The 17,723-nt window shown below is 67.5% G+C and carries 14 protein-coding genes; 5 read left to right on the forward strand and 9 right to left on the reverse strand.

What is annotated here, in order from left to right; translation table 11 throughout:
- Positions 1–23 precede the first annotated feature (23 nt).
- Complete coding sequence (locus G6032_RS09625; protein ID WP_240902103.1) at positions 24–1,313, forward strand: Nramp family divalent metal transporter; 1,290 nt, start codon at positions 24–26, stop codon at positions 1,311–1,313.
- Positions 1,314–1,384: 71 nt separating this feature from the next.
- Here G6032_RS09625 and G6032_RS09630 read toward each other — a convergent pair whose 3' ends face one another.
- Genes G6032_RS09630 through G6032_RS09645 form a run of 4 tightly spaced genes read right to left on the reverse strand, consistent with a single transcriptional unit; the run spans position 1,385 to position 7,937 of the window.
- Positions 1,385–3,442, reverse strand: a complete 2,058-nt coding sequence (locus G6032_RS09630; RefSeq protein ID WP_165281913.1) for an alpha/beta hydrolase — start codon at positions 3,440–3,442, stop codon at positions 1,385–1,387.
- A gap of 37 nt (positions 3,443–3,479) precedes the next feature.
- Positions 3,480–5,117 carry a tetratricopeptide repeat protein gene (locus tag G6032_RS09635; RefSeq protein ID WP_165281914.1) on the reverse strand — a complete coding sequence of 546 codons (1,638 nt, stop codon included), beginning with the start codon at positions 5,115–5,117 and terminating at the stop codon, positions 3,480–3,482.
- Positions 5,118–5,175: 58 nt separating this feature from the next.
- Entirely contained in the window at positions 5,176–5,922 is a 747-nt protein-coding gene (locus G6032_RS09640; protein ID WP_165281915.1) for a SprT family zinc-dependent metalloprotease, read from the reverse strand.
- A complete protein-coding gene (locus G6032_RS09645) occupies positions 5,919–7,937 on the reverse strand; it encodes an NADPH-dependent 2,4-dienoyl-CoA reductase (RefSeq protein WP_165281916.1) in 2,019 nt (672 codons plus the stop codon). Before G6032_RS09645 ends, G6032_RS09640 begins: the two co-directional genes overlap by 4 nt.
- 122 nt (positions 7,938–8,059) lie before the next feature.
- Between G6032_RS09645 and G6032_RS09650 the strand changes: the two genes are divergently transcribed.
- Genes G6032_RS09650 through G6032_RS09660 form a run of 3 tightly spaced genes read left to right on the forward strand, consistent with a single transcriptional unit; the run spans position 8,060 to position 11,968 of the window.
- A complete protein-coding gene (locus G6032_RS09650) occupies positions 8,060–9,718 on the forward strand; it encodes a wax ester/triacylglycerol synthase family O-acyltransferase (RefSeq protein WP_165281917.1) in 1,659 nt (552 codons plus the stop codon).
- Complete coding sequence (locus tag G6032_RS09655) at positions 9,715–10,497, forward strand: TatD family hydrolase (RefSeq protein WP_165281918.1); 783 nt, start codon at positions 9,715–9,717, stop codon at positions 10,495–10,497. The genes G6032_RS09650 and G6032_RS09655 overlap by 4 nt, the downstream gene beginning before the upstream one ends.
- Before the next feature lie 43 nt (positions 10,498–10,540).
- Positions 10,541–11,968: a M20 family metallopeptidase gene (locus G6032_RS09660; protein WP_165281919.1), complete on the forward strand. Its 1,428-nt coding sequence runs from the start codon at positions 10,541–10,543 to the stop codon at positions 11,966–11,968.
- Between the two features lie 23 nt (positions 11,969–11,991).
- Here G6032_RS09660 and G6032_RS09665 read toward each other — a convergent pair whose 3' ends face one another.
- The 3 genes from G6032_RS09665 to G6032_RS09675 are packed head-to-tail and all read right to left on the reverse strand — an operon-like array spanning position 11,992 to position 14,382.
- Complete coding sequence (locus G6032_RS09665) at positions 11,992–12,540, reverse strand: nuclease-related domain-containing protein (protein WP_165281920.1); 549 nt, start codon at positions 12,538–12,540, stop codon at positions 11,992–11,994.
- Positions 12,537–13,445, reverse strand: coding sequence for an EamA family transporter RarD (gene rarD, locus G6032_RS09670; RefSeq protein ID WP_165281921.1), 909 nt, complete (start codon positions 13,443–13,445; stop codon positions 12,537–12,539). The genes G6032_RS09665 and rarD overlap by 4 nt, the downstream gene beginning before the upstream one ends.
- A 4-nt stretch (positions 13,446–13,449) precedes the next feature.
- Positions 13,450–14,382 (reverse strand): homoserine kinase, encoded by a 933-nt coding sequence (locus tag G6032_RS09675; protein WP_165281922.1) that lies wholly within the window; start codon positions 14,380–14,382, stop codon positions 13,450–13,452.
- A gap of 242 nt (positions 14,383–14,624) precedes the next feature.
- Here G6032_RS09675 and ppk1 point away from each other — a divergent pair, with 242 nt between their 5' ends.
- Positions 14,625–16,799 (forward strand): polyphosphate kinase 1, encoded by a 2,175-nt coding sequence (gene ppk1, locus G6032_RS09680; RefSeq protein ID WP_165281923.1) that lies wholly within the window; start codon positions 14,625–14,627, stop codon positions 16,797–16,799.
- Positions 16,800–16,838: 39 nt separating this feature from the next.
- On the opposite strand, the gene G6032_RS09685 is transcribed toward ppk1, so the two are convergent.
- Together G6032_RS09685 and G6032_RS09690 are read right to left on the reverse strand one after the other, a co-directional pair.
- Positions 16,839–17,294 (reverse strand): hypothetical protein, encoded by a 456-nt coding sequence (locus tag G6032_RS09685; RefSeq protein WP_165281924.1) that lies wholly within the window; start codon positions 17,292–17,294, stop codon positions 16,839–16,841.
- Between the two features lie 16 nt (positions 17,295–17,310).
- Complete coding sequence (locus G6032_RS09690; RefSeq protein ID WP_165281925.1) at positions 17,311–17,721, reverse strand: CBS domain-containing protein; 411 nt, start codon at positions 17,719–17,721, stop codon at positions 17,311–17,313.
- Between the last annotated feature and the right edge of the window lie 2 nt (positions 17,722–17,723).

Raw genomic sequence — 17,723 nt, forward strand, 5'->3', positions numbered from 1 at the left:
ATGCTGTTTTATATCGGATAAATATGGAACGAGATCGCCCGCATCCGGCGGGCTCCACACTGCGCAAGGCGCTCGGGCCGGGCCTGCTCATGGCCGCCGCGGCGGTGGGCGTATCCCACCTGGTGCAGTCGACCCGGGCCGGTGCGGAGTACGGCCTGCTGCTGCTGCCGGTCGTGCTGCTCGCCTGCCTGCTGAAGTACCCTTTTCTCGAGTTCGGCCCGCGTTACGCGGCGGCCACGAGCGAGAACCTCCTGGTCGGATACCGGCGCCTCGGCAGGTGGGCGCTCTGGCTTTTCGGCCTGGTCACCGTCGGCACCATGTTCATCGTGCTGGCCGTCGTGACGCTCGTGACCGCGGGCCTCGCGGGACTGTTGCTCGGTATCGACGCCTCGCCGCTGCAGATCTCGGTCGGTGTGCTCGCTCTCTGCATCGCGCTGCTGGCGCTCGGCAACTACCGCGGACTCGACCTGGCGATGAAGTTGCTCGTGTGCCTGCTGACGGTATCGACACTGCTGGCGCTGCTCCTCGCCCTCGGCAAGACACCCGACTGGAGCGGCCTCAGTGGCCTCGATCGCCTGCCCGACCTGGGCACGGCCGCGGGCATCGCCTTTTTGCTTGCCCTGGTCGGCTGGATGCCGATCCCTGTCGAGGCGGCTGCCTGGAGTTCGTTGTGGACGCGCGAGCGCGCCGCCCAGACGGGGCATGCGCCGAGCCTCGCCGAGGCCTTGCTGGATTTTCGCCTGGGCTATCTCGGCACGGTCGTGCTGGCCGTCGCCTTCGTCATGCTCGGCGCCCTGCTCATGCACGCCAGCGGCCTGCAGTTCGCCGACTCTGCGGTCGGCTTCTCCGGCCAGCTGGTGGAGTTGTACGCGAGCGGCCTCGGCGACTGGAGCCGGCCCCTGATCACCATCGCGGCCCTGAGCACGATGTTCAGCACCACCCTCGCCGTCGCCGACGCCTACCCGCGCGTGCTAGCGGCCATCGTGGACGCGGGCCGAGGCGGCGACAGCCGCACTGCAAGTGCTGCAGGCGGGCGACTGGGGTACCTGTGCTCGCTGGGGCTCGTCAGCGCAGGCGCCCTGCTGGTGCTCATGTTCGCGGGCGAAGGATTCACCCGCCTCATCGACTTCGCCACCACGCTGTCATTCGTGGCCGCGCCGCTGATCGCATGGATCACCCTGCGCGCAGTCACGGCGTCACACGTGCCGCCGGAGGCGCGGCCGGGACCTGCACTGCTCACGCTGGCATGGCTCGGCCTGGGGTCCGGCGCGCTGTTCTCGCTGGCGTGGATCGGATGGCGACTGGCGACGTGACGGAAGGCAGGCAAGCTCCCGGCCTCAGTCGAACAGACGGGGGGACGCCCCGTTGTTCTGAGCGCCTGCCCCTAAAGCGGCGCCAGGTCCCAGGCGAAGGCGAACGCGGCCAGCGACAGTGCGGCAACACCGGTCAGCGTTGCGCCGGCCAGCGTGCCGATACGTAACCCGGGCCCGGCTGAACGCGCCCGCCACACCTGGACGATGGCCAGCAGGCCGAGCAACCCGGCCACCACGCTCAGCCAGGACGCCATGGCCGCGAGCGGGGCGAGCCCCGCGAGCAGCGCAAACTTCGAAATCTCGCTGGCCTGGTAGCCGGCCCAACCCATCAGTGCGGCGAACCCGAGCCCGCTCAGCGCTGCGAACCAGGCGAACCAACGCGCGCCGAAGGCCTGCACGACCCGATCGTGAGCCGGCGTCCGGTCGATCGCGCGGCCGAGCCAACTCAGCGGGTAGGCGAAAAACGCGACCAGGAGCACGAGCAGCGAGGCACCCGCCCAGGCCCCGGGACCGGCCAGCGTCTTCGGCTCGTCAGCCGCCATGATGCCCGCAGTACGAATCGCGCGGGTCTCGAAAAGATCGAGATAGTCCGGTCGTTCCACGCCTTGCTCGAGACAGGAGGCGTCGAGCCCGGCGGGATCAGGGTTATCGAAAAAGGCGGTCAGTACGCCGCCGGCGCACGCGCTCATCGAGCGGGTCGGGCCATGCCCGGCATAGGGGACTTCGATATAGCGGCCGTTGGAAAACCCGGGCGCGATGACGAGCGCCATCGCGGGCGGGGTCACCGGGTCCCAGCCGCCGTTGACGATCAGCGCGGGAAGGCCGGACACGACGAGTGCATAGGCCTCTCGATTGCGCGGACCCAGGCCTTCTTCCTCGCAGACCTGGGCCTGGTAGGCGGCCCCTTCCGGCGTGAACACCAGGTCCCGGAAGCGCGGGTTTTCTTCCAGGTCGCTGGCCGCCACCCGGGCTGCCGCCGCGTAGTAGCCGTCATTGCACCGGATCGCGTTCGCCATGCCCTCGGACATTGGAACGCCCGCCGTCACGCCGCCGGCGCCGCCCGCGGCGAGCAGGTCGAAAACGGTCATGTCGCGTGTCTCGACCGCGGTGATGAGCGTATCCATGACGGCGGGAATGGCTGGATGCTCGTCCTGCTCGTACATCATGACAAAAGGCGCGAAAGCGAGGATCTCGCCGCCGAAGCGAACCTTTCCTTCGGGAAACAGCTCGAGCTGATCAGTCTCCACGATCACGGGGTCGGCCTTGGCCCGCTCGAGCGCCGCGTCGAAACGCGCTTCCAGGTCGTCGCAGGCCGATGCGCCGTCGCAAGTGGAAACGATGTTCTCCAGCACGAGGTTGGCCCAGCGGCCGATCCGCATGAGATCACCGAGATCGTTCGGCACGATGGCGTCGAGCACGATGGCGCGCACGCCTTCGGGATCCTCGCGCAGCAGCATCTGGCCCAGGTGTGAGCCGTAGGAAATACCCCAGACGTTCCACTGTTCCAGGCCCAGCGCCTCGCGCAGCGCCCGCACGTCACGGGCGTTCTCGATGGTGTTGTAGCCGGACAGGTCGATACCCGCCGCCGCCGCGGCCCGGAAGCAGGCCCGCATGCGTTCGCCCGTCTCGACCTCGGCCTCGTAAAGGCTCTCGGTCCACAGCGCCGCGCGGTTCGTGTCGCTGAAATGGGGACAGAAATCTCCACTCGCGCCGATGCCGCGCTGTTCGAGAATGTAGAGATCGCGATACTTGACCAGCTCATGCTCGCGCAGTCGCGCCACGTAGGGCCCCACGCCGACGCCGGGGCCGCCGGTGAGATAGATCACCGGGTCGTCGCGAATTTCCTTGTCCGCACCCGCTGCCGCGTTCGCGGCCTTTTCCGCGTCCAGGTCGTCTCCCGCGTCCGGGTCCCCGGTCGCCGCAATCCTGACGAAGTGAATCCGGATCAGGCGACTGTCCGGATCGGAGCGATTTTCCGGCACGGTGATGAAACCGCATTCGATTTCACCGGGTTCGTAATCGATCTCGCCACGGAACGGACAGACGAGGTCGACCGGCCCGGGCAGGTCGCGCCAGGCAAGCGGTTCGGCGGGGTCCTGCGCGAAAGCCGCGGAAGCGGCCAGGGCCATGATGATACTGACCACTATTGCGCGCAATGTCAGTGGGCTAGTGGATCTGCGCCATCATGGCGATGAAGCGAGTGTCCTCGCGCAGCGAGTCGAGGTCGGGGTCGGTCTCCAGCCAGGCCTTGTCGCCCCAGCCGTTCCGGACGGCGCGCTCCAGGAGTTCCATGGCGCGCTCGGTATCCCCTTTCATGGCATAGAAACACGCCACGTTGTAAAGCACGACCGGCTCCTCCTGGTCGCGCCCGAGGGCGCGCTCGGCAAGCTCCTGCGCCTTGGCGAATTCGCCTACGTTGGCGAACTGGTTGGCGCCGACATAAAGCGCCCGGGTGTCGTGAGGATTCATGTCCAGGTGTCGCTGGATCTGTTCCAGCGAGGCCAACCGGGCCTTCATCTCGTCGTGCTTGCGGCCGAGGGAGGCATAGCTCTGGGCGATGAAGATCGGCGCCTGGTAGTCGGCCGGGTTCACTTCCATGGCCTTCTTGTACATCTCGATGGCTTTCTCGAACTCGCCCTTGGACGACCAGGCGAGCCCGAAGTAGTAGTACGGCTCCCACAGGTTCGGATTGAGCTCGATCGCCCGGCTGAATTCGCGCTCCGCCGCCTCGTAGTCGTCGCTGATGAACATGGCCAGGCCGTGCGAGGCGCGCGCTTCCGCGGAGTCCGGATCCAGCGCGACGGCTTTCTCGCTCGCCTCCACCGCCTTGCGCACGTTCTCCTGCGTCGCCTCGGCGTAGCGGTACAAGTGGGAATACGCATCGCCGATGCCGGCATAGGCCAGCGCGTACTTGTCGTCGAGCAGGATCGCCTGCTCGAACATCTGCACCGCGCACTCGTAGTCCCGGCGCGTCATGGTGTACATGTAGCTGCGCCCGCGAAGGTAATAGTCGTAGGCCTTGGCGTCCGAGGTCGAGACCACCTGGATCGCGCGCCTTTCTTTCGGCGTCAACGTCATCTGCAGCGCATCGACGATACTCTGGGCGATGTCGTCCTCGATCTGGAAGACGTCTTTCAGTTCGCGATCGTAGGTCTCCGACCAGAGGTGCGAATCGGTGGCCGCATCGATGAGCTGCGCCGTGATGCGGACGCGGTCGCCGGCGCGGCGGACACTGCCTTCGAGCACCGTGCTGACACCGAGCGTCGCCGCCACTTCGGGAATCCCCACGGACTTACCCTTGAAAATGAACGAGGAGGTGCGCGAGGCGACCCGCAATTGCGGCAGCTTCACCAGCAGGTTGAGGATCTCCTCGGCGATGCCGTCGCTGAAATACTCGTTCTCCGCGCTGCCGCTCATGTTCATGAACGGCAGCACCGCAATCGACTTTCTCGCGTCCTCAGGGCGGGCGGCCGGCGGTGGCTTCGCCACGGGTGCGGCGGCAACCGCGGATGAAGGGGGTTCGGCGGGTTCTGCAGCGCTCTTCGGCGGCGTGCGGTGCACCCCGCCGGGCCCCAGGTCGAATGCCCAGGCCAGCGAAACGGCGAGCAGGAAACCGAGCACCACCAGGGCGGTCACGAGCGTGACGGACCAGTCCGGGAGATTGAGGTTGGGAAGGACGGTCGACGCGACCTCGATGACCACCCAGCCGCCGATCGCATAGAGGACGATGACCCTGATGACGCGCCGACGTTTCAGCTCCGCAAACAGCTCGCCCACGCCCGATCTTTCGACACCGTCACTCATCGCTCACGCCTCCCGCGCGCAGCACAAAAGGCATCATACATAGTTTGCCGGCAATGAGTTACAGCGGATCGTGGTTCAGCCAGGGCGGAACGCGCCGCCATGCGTCACGCAATTCGCGTTCCGCGGTCTCGAAGTCCGGCGCCAGGCGTGCCACGAGCCGCCAGAATGCCGGGCCGTGATTCAGGTGGCGGGTGTGCGCCAGCTCGTGCACCAGCACATGACGAACCAGCGCCGGGTCCAGGAACAGCAGCGCGCAGTTCAGGCTGATGTCGTGGTTTGCCGAGCAGCTGCCCCAGCGCGAGCGCTGCCTGCGCACGGTGATATTGCGATAGCTCAGGCCGGTCTCCCGTGCCACGTCGGCGAGCCACGCGGCGAGGACCAGCCGGCCCCGTTGTTGCACCCAGCGACGCAGCGCCTGGACGCGCCAGCAGGGATCGGCCGGACCGCTCAGCCGGATGCATCCGCCGCCGGCATCGGCGGTCGATCGCAGCCTCCTGGCGCCATCACGATACGTCACTTGCCAGAGCTCGCCCACCGCGGGCAGCCGGATCTCGGCGGGCGGCTCCACGCCGCCCGCTTCGGTCGAGACACCCAGCTCCCGGCGGGCCCGTTCGATCCACGCTTGCTGTTCGGTGACGAAGCGGCGGATGCTGCGCTCGGCGATGCGTTGCGGCGCCACCACCTCGACCAGGCCGTGCGGATAGACGCGTAGCGAAAGCCGCCGGGCCCGCGCGCTCCTGCGCACGACCACCGCGGCCTGTGCACCGAACAAGGCCAGCTGGCCGGGGGCCGCCGCCGCGCTCAAAGGGCCGCCGCGAGCCGTGTCGCCTGGTCGATGGCGCGCTTGGCGTCGAGCTCGGCCGCTTCCAGCGCACCGCCCACCACGTCGGCGGGCACGCCACGGGACTCGAGGTCCGCCGCGAGCACGCGCAGCGATTCCTGGCCTGCACAGACCACGATGTTGTCTACCTCGAGGAGGCGTTCCTCGTCCCCGATGCGCACGCGCAAGCCCGCCGGTTCCACGCCCAGGTAGGTGACGCCCGGGACCATGTGGACCCCGCGGCGCTGCAGGCCGAGCCGATGTGCCCAGCCGGTCGTCTTCCCGAGCCCGCGGCCCGGCTTGCCCTGCTTGCGTTGCAGCAGCCAGATCTCCCGTCCGGTGCCGTCGGGGCGCGGCTCGACACCTTCCACGCCGGCGCGCACCGCAGGATCGATGCCCCATTCCGAGTTGTATTCCGCCACCGGTTCGTCGCCGTCATGCGGATGCGACAGGAAAGTCGCGACATCGAAGCCGATGCCGCCGGCCCCGATGATGGCGACGCGCCGGCCCACCTCGCGCCGGCCCAGCAGCACGTCGATGTACGACAACACCTGGGGCCCGTCGATGCCGGGAATCGGTGGCGTCCGCGGCACGACCCCGGTGGCCACGATCACGCGATCGAAGCCGCGTTCGGCCAGCGCATCCGCCGTCACGGCCTCGCCGAGCCGCACCTCGACACCGGTCACCTCGAGGCGCCGGCGAAAATACCTGAGAGTCTCGGAGAACTCCGCCTTGCCGGGGATGCGGCGCGCCATCTGGAACTGCCCGCCGATCTCCTCCGCCGCTTCGAACAGCGTCACGACGTGGCCGCGCTCGGCGGCCGTGGTCGCGGCCGCAAGGCCGGCCGGACCGGCGCCGACGACGGCGACCTTGAGCGGGCGCTCGGCGGGTCGGATCACGAGTTCGGTCTCGTGGCAGGCGCGGGGGTTGACCAGGCAACTGGAGCGCTTGCCGGCAAAGGTGTGATCGAGACAGGCCTGGTTGCAGGCGATACAGGTGTTGATCTCGTCGGCGCGGCCCTCCGCGGCCTTGCGGACGAACTCGGCATCCGCGAGGAAGGGGCGCGCCATGCTCACCATGTCGGCCTCGCCGCGCGCGAGGATCCCCTCCGCCACCTCCGGCGTGTTGATACGGTTGGTGGCGATCACGGGTACGGGCAGCGCCGCGCGCAGCCGCGCCGTGACCCAGGAGAACGCCCCGCGCGGCACGAGGGTGGCGATGGTGGGGATGCGCGCTTCGTGCCAGCCGATCCCCGTGTTCACCAGCGTCGCACCTGCCGCGGCAACGGCCTGGCCGAGCTTCACGACCTCCTCCCAGTCGCTCCCGCCGTCCACGAGGTCGAGGGCGGAGAGCCGGTAGATGATGATGAAGTCGGGCCCGACGGCTTCGCGCACCCGGCGGACGATCTCGATGGGGAAGCGGCAGCGGCGCTCGAAGTCTCCGCCCCAGGCGTCGTCGCGCCGGTTGGTGCGGGCCGCGATGAACTCGTTGATGAGGTAACCTTCGGAGCCCATGATCTCGACGCCGTCGTAACCGGCCTCGCGCGCCAGCGCCGCGCTGCGCGCGAACGCGCGGATCTGCGCCTCGACGCCGCGCGCACTGAGGCCGCGGGGCTTGAACGGCGAAATCGGCGACTTGAGCGGGGACGGTGCGACGGCCAGCGGATGGTAGGCATAACGCCCCGCATGCAGGATCTGCATGCAGACGCGCCCGCCCGCCGCATGCACGGCCTCCGTCACGAGGCGGTGGCGCGGCACCTCGCGACGCGCGGAAAGCTTGCCGGCGAACGGCGCCACCCAGCCCGCAATGTTCGGCGCGATGCCACCGGTCACGATCAGGCCGGCTCCGCCGGCCGCGCGCTCCGCCAGGTACGCCGCCAGTTTCGGGTAGTTCGCGGCCCGATCCTCGAGGCCCGTGTGCATCGACCCCATCAGCACCCGGTTGGGCAAGGTGACGAAGCCGAGGTCGAGCGGCGCCAGCAACTGCGGATAATGCGTCATGATCGATTCCATCAATGGGGCCGCGGGGACTATAACCGCCGCGCAGCCGCGGGCCAACGTGCAATGCTATCCAAGCCGGGGAACGCTTGTTGTACCATTTGGGCCAGCCTCGGAGCCCCCAGATGACTCGCATATCCATCACCGACTACGCTTTCCTGTTGACCGAGACGGCCGACAGCCCGCGCCACGTGGGTTCGCTGCAGATATTCCGTCCGCCCGAGGGCTACGCCGGGGACTTCGTCGGGGACCTGATCGAGACGCTGCGTCGGCACAAGGTCGGCAAGCCGTTCAACCAGCGGCTCAAGGTATCGCTTACCGGCATGGCGCAGTGGGTCCCGGACCGGAACTTCGACCTCGACTACCATGTGCGCCGTTCCGCCCTTCCCGCGCCGGGAAGCCGCCGGCAGCTCGCCGACCTGGCATCCCGGCTGCATGCCTTCATGCTCGATCGCGAGCATCCGCTCTGGGAACTCCATTTCGTGGAGGGCCTGGACGACGGCTGTTTCGCGATCTACACGAAAATCCACCATGCCTATTGCGATGGTGCGACGCTGGTGCGGCTCGCCAACGCTTCGCTCAGCGAGGACCCGAACGATCCGGAGGTCCGTGCTTTCTGGCAGATGACAGGTGGTGCCGGGGAGCATCCGGAACGCGATATACGTGCTGCACTCAGCGGCATCGGGGGCGGCGTCAAGGCTGCGCTGGTGATGAGCAAGGAATTGTCCGGCATCGCCGGGAAGATGGCGCTGGACCGGCTCGGCATGCGCAAATCGGCGCTCGAGGTGCCGTTCACGGCGCCGCGCACCGCCCTCAACGGCCACATCACCCGGGCGCGTCGCATCGCCGGCGGCAGCCTGGAGATCGAGCGGCTGAAGGCGGCGGCCCGCCTGACCGGCACCACGCTGAACGACGTCATCGTCACCTTGTGCGACATCTCGCTGCGGCGCTACCTGGCGCGCTATGCCGAGCTGCCGCGCAGCCCGCTCGTGGCCCAGCTCCCGGTCAACCTGCGTCGCCAGGGCGAAAACAGCTCGACCAACATCCTCGGCATCATCCCGGTGCGCCTCGCCGGCGTAAGCCGCAATCCGCTCAAGCGCCTGCGCGAGGTACACCGGTCCACCACCGAGATGAAAGATGCGCTGTTCGCCCTGTCGCGCGAAACGGTGATGGCCTATACGCTGCTGATCCAGGGCGCCGCCGTGGTCGGCGACATCCTGCACGTATCCGGCCTCATGCCGCCGGCGGGCAACATCCTGATCTCCAATCTCCCCGGCTCGCCGGTCAAGCTCTACCTGCGCGGCGCGCGGCTCGAGGAAATTTTCCCCATCTCCACGATCCCCCCGGACATGGTGATGAACATCACGGTGTTCAGCTACGCGGGCAAGATGTTCTTCGGCATGATCGCGGGCTACGAAGCCATGCCTCACCTGCCCGAGATGCGCACCTACATGTACGAGGCGCTGGAGGCGCTGGAACATGAGATCGAGGCGCTGCTGGAGGGCTCGCCCGCAGACGACGCGGCGGCCGCGGCGGGTCCGGCCGGCGCGATCGCCGGCAAGGGGCAGCCTGGTTCCACGACTGCTGCGCCAACGCCCCGCCGCAGCCCGGCCCGCAGGAAGACGCGCAGCAAGACACCGGCACGCAAGCCGCCGGCCGCGAAGAAACCGGCCGCGCGCACTGCGCCGCCTGCACAGAAATCACCGGCCCGGGCCATGCCGGCGGCGAAAAAGCCTGCAAAACGCAAGGCCGCCGCCAAGAAAAAGCCTTCGCCTGCGCAATGACGCTGGTCGATATCGGGGTCAACCTCGCCCACGACAGCTTCGACGGCGACCGCGACGCGGTGATCGGCCGGGCCCGGGAAGCCGGCGTGGCCCGCATGATCATCACCGGCAGCTCGCTGGCGTCCAGCGCTGCCGCGCTGCGCCTGGCGAGGCAGGATCCGGGACTGTTCGCGACCATTGGCGTTCATCCGCATCATGCGACCGAGCTTGGCGAGCACGAGGTACACGAACTCGAAGCGCTGCTCGCCGATGAAAAAGCGGTCGCGGTCGGCGAGTGCGGACTGGATTTCTTTCGCGACTTCTCGCCGCGCGACCGGCAGGAAGCGGCATTCCGCCTGCAGCTGGAACTCGCCATGCGCACGGGATTGCCGGTGTTTCTCCACCAGCGCGACGCGCACGAACGATTCGTCGCCCTGCTCGACGAGTGCGGGACGCGCCTGCCGGCCGGCGTCGCGCACTGTTTCACCGGCGGTCCGGCCGAGCTGGAGGATTACCTCGAACGCGGCCTCTACATCGGTGTGACCGGCTGGGTCTGCGACGAGCGCCGCGGCGACGCCCTGCGCGCCGCCGTCCGCCATTTGCCGCTCGACCGGGTGATGATCGAGACCGATGCCCCCTATCTCTTGCCGCGCGACCTGCAGCCCCGTCCGCGCACGCGCCGCAACGAACCGGTCCACCTGCCTCATGTGCTGCAGGTTCTCGCCGGGCTGATGGACGTGTCCCCGCAGGAACTCGCCGCCGCCAGCACGCGCAACGCGGAGGCCTTGTTCGGTCTCTAGTACAATGCAGCGAAACGACACGAACGGCCAAGGGAGCCCCTCCATGGACCACGCCAGGATCATCGCTTTGACGGACCAGATCTGGGACGAGACCATCGTGCCGACGCTCTGCGATTACGTCCGTATTCCCAACAAGTCGCCCAACTTCGATCCGGACTGGGAAAAACACGGCTACATGGACGAGGCGGCCGAACTGCTGGCCGAGTGGTGCCGGCAGCAGCCGATCGCCGGCATGTCCGTGGAGATCGTGCGTCTCGAGGGCCGCACCCCCGTGCTCTTCATCGAGGTGGCGGGACAGAACGACGACACCGTCCTGTTGTACGGCCACCTCGACAAGCAACCGGAGTTCGACGGCTGGAGCGACGGGCTGTCGCCGTGGGAGCCCGTGATCCGCGACGGCAAGCTCTATGGCCGCGGCGGCGCCGACGACGGCTATGCCGTGTTCGGCTCCTTGACCGCCATTCGCGCATTGCAGGACCAGGGCATCCCGCATGCCCGGTGCGTGATCCTGATTGAGGGCTGCGAAGAGAGCGGGAGCTTCGACCTGCCGCACTACATAGATCATCTCGAGGACCGGATCGGCACGCCGAGCCTGGTGGTATGCCTCGATGCGGAATGCGGCAACTACGACCAGCTCTGGTGCACGACGTCCCTGCGAGGCAACCTGGTCGGCACGCTCAAGGCGTCCGTGCTCACCGAGGGCGTGCATTCGGGCGGTGCGAGCGGCATCGTGCCCTCGAGCTTCCGCGTCATGCGCCTGCTGCTGGACCGCATCGAGGATCCGGCCACGGGGAGCAGTCCGCTGGCCGAACTGACCGGGGAGATCCCGTCCGCGCGACACGAACAGGCCGTCGCCGCAGCCGCCGTGCTGGGCGAAGGGGTCCATCGCCGTTTCCCCTGGGCCGGAAACACGCGCCCGGTGGCGACCGACCCGGTGGAACTGCTGCTGAACAACACCTGGCGGCCGACGCTGTCGGTCACGGGCGCGGACGGCCTGCCCGCCAGCGGATCCGCCGGCAACACGCTGCGGCCGTGGACGGCGCTCAAGCTGTCTTTCCGTCTCCCGCCGACGGTCGACCCCGAGGCGGCCGCCAGCGCGGTGAAGCGCACGCTGGAGACCGATCCGCCGCTCGGCGCAGAGGTCGAATTCGAGGTGGATTCCGCCATGGGCGGCTGGAACGCGCCGCCCGTGGCGCCCTGGCTCGCCGATTCCATGCAACGCGCTTCGCAGGCGTTTTTCGGCAAGCCTGCGCTGTACATGGGCACCGGCGGCAGCATTCCCTTCATGGGCATGCTCGGCGAGAAATTCCCCGGCGTACAGTTCCTCGTCACGGGCGTGCTCGGACCCAACTCGAATGCGCATGGCCCCAACGAGTTTTTGCACATCGCCAAGGGCAAGCGGGTCACGGCCTGTGTCGCCCAGGTGCTCGCGGATCATTTCGAACGGGAGAAGGTCGCGGTCGCCGCCTGAGGCTTGCCGGTCCTCGCATCACCTCAGAGTGCGCGGACCGAGGACTTGAGCGTGTCCCAGGCGCCCGCCATCTTCTGCGGCGGCCGGCCGGTGCAGGCCGGGAACTCCGCGAGCAGGTCGTCCTGCAGCAGGACGCCGGGCGGGCGTGAACCGGCAATTTCCACGGCGCCCACCAGCAACACGCGCCCGGAAACCGGAACCGTCGGCACGATCGCATGCACGGCGTGACGCCTCGCTCTCAGGCCGGGCATGGGATTCTCGATCACTTTGCGATGCACGCCATCGAGTACGGTCCAGCGATCCAGCTGTTCGCCCCAGAACAGGGTGCCCGCGGCCCGTCGTACCTCCAGCACCAGGATGCCCCGCTGCGTCAGCAGGGCGAGATCGACGTGGATCTCGCCGTCCACCTCGTCCGGCACGACCACGTCGCGGAGCTGTTCCCAGGCAATCTTGCGCAGCAGGCGATCGAGGCGATGGCGGCGACGACGCACGAGCAACACGGCGGCCGCCAGCGCGAACAACAGGCAGGCCGCGCCGAGGCCGAGCAGCCACGACGCGGACGTCGGGTTCACGACCCTTCGCTCGCCGCAGCAAGGCGCCGCAATTTACGCCGCATCGCCACGCTGTCGATCGTAAACACCGTCAGTGCACTCCAGATCAATACGAACGTGATGGCCCATGCGGGCGTGAAAGCCTCGCCATAGACCAGCGTCGCCAGCAGAAAGGTCAAGGTCGGGCCAAGGTACTGAAAAAAGCCGATCGTGATCAAGGGCAGGCGCCGCGCCGCTTCCGCGAACCACAGCAGGGGCAGCAAGGTCACGGGCCCGGCCAGCACGAGCAGCAGCGAGGTCCGCAGGTCCAGGCCGAAAGAAGAGGTTCCCTGGAGGACGAACCAGGCGAGTGCGAGTACCGCGAGCGGCGCGACGAGCAGCGTCTCGACGAACAGGCCGGCCATGGGATGCAGTCCGAGGCGCTTGCGGATCAGCCCGTAGAAGCCGAAGCTGAACGCCAGCGTGAGCGAGATCCAGGGCAGCCCGCCCAGTTCGAAGGCCAGGCTCGCGGTGCCGAGGGTCGCGAGCGCCACGGCCAGGGCTCGCCCGCGCCCGAGGCGCTCGCCGAGAAACAACATGCCGAGCAGGACGTTCACCAGCGGATTGATGTAATAACCCAGGCTGGTCGACATCACCTGGTCGTTGACCACCGCGTAGATGTAGACCAGCCAGTTGGTGCTGACCAGCGCCGCGGTAAGCGCCAGTTTGCCCAATGTCGCCGGGCTCGCCACGGCCGACCTCACCGCCGGCCAGGCCCTTACCAGGCTCACGAACACGGCGCCGAACACGACACTCCAGACGATCCGGTGCGCCAGCACTTCGACCGGTGGAACATGCGGCAGGAGCTTGTAATAGATCGGGGTCAGGCCCCAGAAGCCAAAGGCCGCGAACGCGTAGAGCACGCCCGCCCGTCGCTCATCGGGCACCGGCTCAGTCTCCGGGGACGAGGTGCGCGCCGGGCGCGTCCGGGCTGGAGACCCACGTCTCGCTCGCGACGCCCCGCGTGCGGAAACTCTGCTCGAAAGCCGCGGCGACCGCCGCCGACTGCGCCGTCCGGGTCCAGGCGAACACCGAAGGCCCGCTACCGGAGAGCGAGCCACCGAGTGCGCCGGCCGCACGCGCCGCCGTGAGCGCCTGGGCCGCGCCGGGCACGAGTTCCGCCCGCTGCGGCCAGATGATCTCGTCCTGCAGGCAACGGACCACCTGGTCGAGATCGTCGCGCAGGCAGCCGGCGACGAAGCCGGCCAGCCAGGCGGACTGGCGCACCCAGGCCGCCAGGGGTACCTCGGGCGCCAGGATGCGCCGGGCGTCGCGGGTGCGCACCTCCAGCGCCGGGTGACACAGCACGCAGGTGATCCCCGCCGGCACGGGCAGACGGGTGCATCGGGGCGGCATCCCGGGTTCGGTCATGACCAGGCCCCCGAGCAGCGAAGCCGCGGCATTGTCGGGGTGGGCCGAACCACTGGCTGCGTTCTCGCCTTCCATCGCGTACTGCAGCAGAAGGGATGGGTCCAGACCCAGTTCCCACAGGGCGTCGGCCGCCACCACGGCAGCGACGGCCGAAGCCGCAGACCCGCCCATGCCGGAGCCCAGGGGAATGCCCTTGTGAAGTGTCACGTCGATGCCGTCGGTCACGCCGTGATCCGCTGCCATCCGCAACAACGGCCGGGTCGCGGAATTGGCTTCCGGAGCGCGCGGCAGGTCGGTGACCAGGCCTCCCACGCCGACCAGCCGGATGCCGGGGGCGCTGCGTCTTTCGAGCCGGACCGAATCGCCCACGCCGGCGATCGCGTGCCCGAGGACGTCGAAGCCGACGCCGACATTGCCGACCGATGCGGGCGCAAATGCGGTGACGCTATCCATCGCGATTCCCGGACCATGACGAGTGGGGCGACGCTCGGTGCGCGCTCCGCGGGGCCTGAAAAAAAGAACCCGCCACGAAGGCGGGATCAAGTCGCGGCAACTTATTCGTTATTGGTCTACAGCCGCCTGCGATTTCCGGCCAGATTACCCCCCTTTACGGGGGAATGCAATCGGCCGGCGCTCCCTCTCAACTTTTGGCGCCGAGTCCGGCAAGATGGGGCCATAAGCGAGGAACGAATCCCATGGCCCAGACCGCAGAATCCACCCCTTCCCCTGCCTCCGAGGCCTCGGGAAAAATCGATCTCACCGCGCCCGAGTGGTACCTGAACCGGGAGCTCACGTGGCTGGCGTTCAACCGCCGGGTGCTGAACGAGGCCGAGGATGAACGCACCCCGCTGCTCGAGCGCGTGAAGTTTCTCGCCATCGTGAGCTCCAACCTCGACGAGTTTTTCATGAAACGCGTCGGAGGTCTCAAGCAGCAGCTGGGTGCAGGGGTCCAGGAGTTGTCCGTGGACGGCCGGAGCCCGGAGCAGCAACTCCGGGAATGCGAGGCGGAAGTCCGCGCCATCAAGGAGCGCAAGGACGACCTGTTCCCGCAACTGCACGCGTTGCTCAATGCGGCCGACATTCACCTGAGCCGTTATGCGGAGCTCGACAAAACGGCGCAGGCGACCTTGCGCGAATGGTACCTGGAAAACATTTATCCGCTGCTGACACCCATCGGCATGGATCCCGCCCATCCGTTCCCGTTCATTTCCAACCTTTCGCTCAACCTGCTGGTCACGGTCAACCAGCCCGACGGCGCCCGGGGACCCCGCCTGGTGCGCATCAAGGTCCCGGTGGGTGGTGGCATCCCGCGTTTCATCCGGATCGGCGAAAGCGCGCACTTCGTCCCGCTAGAGGACATCATCGCGTACAACCTCGACAAGCTGCTGCCGGAACTCGAGATCCAGCGCTGGGACCTCTTCCGGGTCACGCGGAACGCCATCGTCGAACGCTACGAGGAACAGGCCAACGACCTGCTCCAGGTCATCGAGGCGGAACTGCGCGACCGCAAGTTCGCGCCCACCGTCCGGCTGGAGGTGAGCGACGGCATGCCCCCCGTGCACCGCGGCATGCTCGCGGCCGAACTCGGTCTCGACGAGGCCACCGACGTATTCGAGGTCGATGGCCTGATGCAGCGTCGCGACCTCATGGAACTGCTCGCGCTGGACCGCCCGGATCTCAAGGATCCGCCCCATCATCCCATCGAGCACCCCAAGCTCATGGACGCGCCGAATATCTTTCACCTGATCCGCAACAGCGGGCCGATCCTCCTGCAGCACCCCTACGAGTCATTCGCCACCTCCGTGGAACGTTTTCTACGGGAAGCCAGCCAGGATCCCAAGGTGCTTGCGATCAAGATGACGCTCTACCGCACGGCGCGCAAATCGAAGATCATCGAATACCTGATCGATGCGGCGGAGAACGGCAAGCAGGTGGCCGTCGCCGTGGAACTCAAGGCACGATTCGACGAAGAGGCGAATGTGCGCTGGGCCAATTCGCTGGAAGAAGCCGGCATCCATGTCTCCTACGGCGTCATCGGCCTCAAGACGCATGCCAAGGCGATCTTCGTCCTGCGCAGGGATTATGACGGCTTGCGGCGCTACGCCCACCTCGGCACCGGGAATTACCATGCCGGCACGGCGCGCCTCTACAGCGATCTCGGGCTGCTGACCAGCGACCCGGTGCTGGGCGAGGACCTGACGGAGCTGTTCAATTTCCTCACGACCGGCTACGTCGCCAACCGGCGTTACACCAAGCTGCTCCCCGCGCCGACCAACCTCAAGCGCGCGTTACTGGAAAAGATCGCGCGCGAAATCGCGCTGCACAGCCCGGAGAACCCGGGCCTGATCCGCTTCAAGACCAATGCGCTCGAGGATTCCGAGATCGCCCGGGCGTTGTACCGCGCGTCCATGGCGGGCGTCCAGGTGGAACTGATCGTGCGCGACAGCTGCAGGCTGCGCGCCGGAGTCCCCGGCTTGTCGGAGAACATCCGCATCATCAGCATCGTCGGCCGCTTCCTGGAGCATGCGCGTATCTACTATTTTCGCAACGGCGGCGACGAAGAGTATTTCATCGGTTCCGCGGACTGCATGAAGCGCAACCTCGAGGCGCGCGTGGAGACCATCGTCCCCGTCGAGGACCCGGAATGCCAGGGCATGCTGCGCGAGATTCTCGATATCCAGCTGCGGGATCGGCGCAGCGCCTGGGACATGCAACCGGACGGGCAGTACGTGCAACGCCAGCCGGGCGAAGGCGACGATCCGCGCAGCGCGCACGAGATCCTGATCGAGCGGGCGCAGAAGCGCGTCCGCGCTTCCGGCCGGAAAAAACTGCATGGACGGGACAAGCGCCGCGGCCGCCTGCTGAGTTGACGATCGGGGCGCTCTTGCCGGGGCGGCAGCCGCGCCGGCCTAGAAGTCCATCAGCATGTTGCCGTTGCGAGCAAGCTTGTGTTTTTCGTTCTCGGTGCGCTCCCGCAGGCTTTCGAACAGCGTCTTCTGCTCGGGCGTGCCGCTCTTCGCAGCCAGCCGCGCGTAAAGCTGTTCGAACCACTCGGCGATCTCCAGGCCGAGTTCCAGCAGGTCGTCCGGCGGCGCCGCGGCATCCAGTCCGTCCCTGAGGCGCGCACGCACCTTGCTGTCGTCGATCGTGAACGGATCCCATTCCTTCAGCGCGGGATCGTCGGAATCGTGGGCAAAGCTGCGCACGGCTTCCGCGAGCCTGATCTCGCGGCCGGCCATGTAGTCCAGCAACAGTCGCGAGCGCCGCTGCGCCACTTCTTCGCCGAGCTTGGCATAGGCATGGGCGATGTCCTCGTGAAAACGTTCCACGAAATGCAGCACCTCGCCGGTCTGGTCGAATCTCATCGCTGCCCTCCCGCAGTCACTCGGACTGCCCCGCCATATCCTGGAACGCCCTGAGAACATCCCGCAGGCTGATATTGCCGACGACGCGGTTGTGTTTCATGACCGGCACGCCGCGGTTGTAGAAATGGCCATCCCGCTGCAACAGACGCGCGATGTCCATGATGCTGTCGTCGATGTCGGCCACCTCGAATTCCGTCGCCATGAAGTCGCGGACCACGCCGCCGCGTGAGCCGTAGTAGCCGGCCTGCATGGCCGGCTCCAGGCAATCTTTCTCCGCGATGACGCCGACGAGATTGCCCAGTCGATCCACCACCGGACCACCGGAAATCCCTTTCTCGATCATCAACGCGACGGCCTCCAGCACATCCATGTCCGGGAAAAAGCGGGTGAGGTTGCTGGACATGTAGTCGCGCACGAGCACGCCCATGG

Origin of the sequence: Wenzhouxiangella sp. XN24 (genome assembly GCF_011064545.1) — a bacterium.
Lineage (GTDB): Bacteria > Pseudomonadota > Gammaproteobacteria > Steroidobacterales > XN24 > XN24.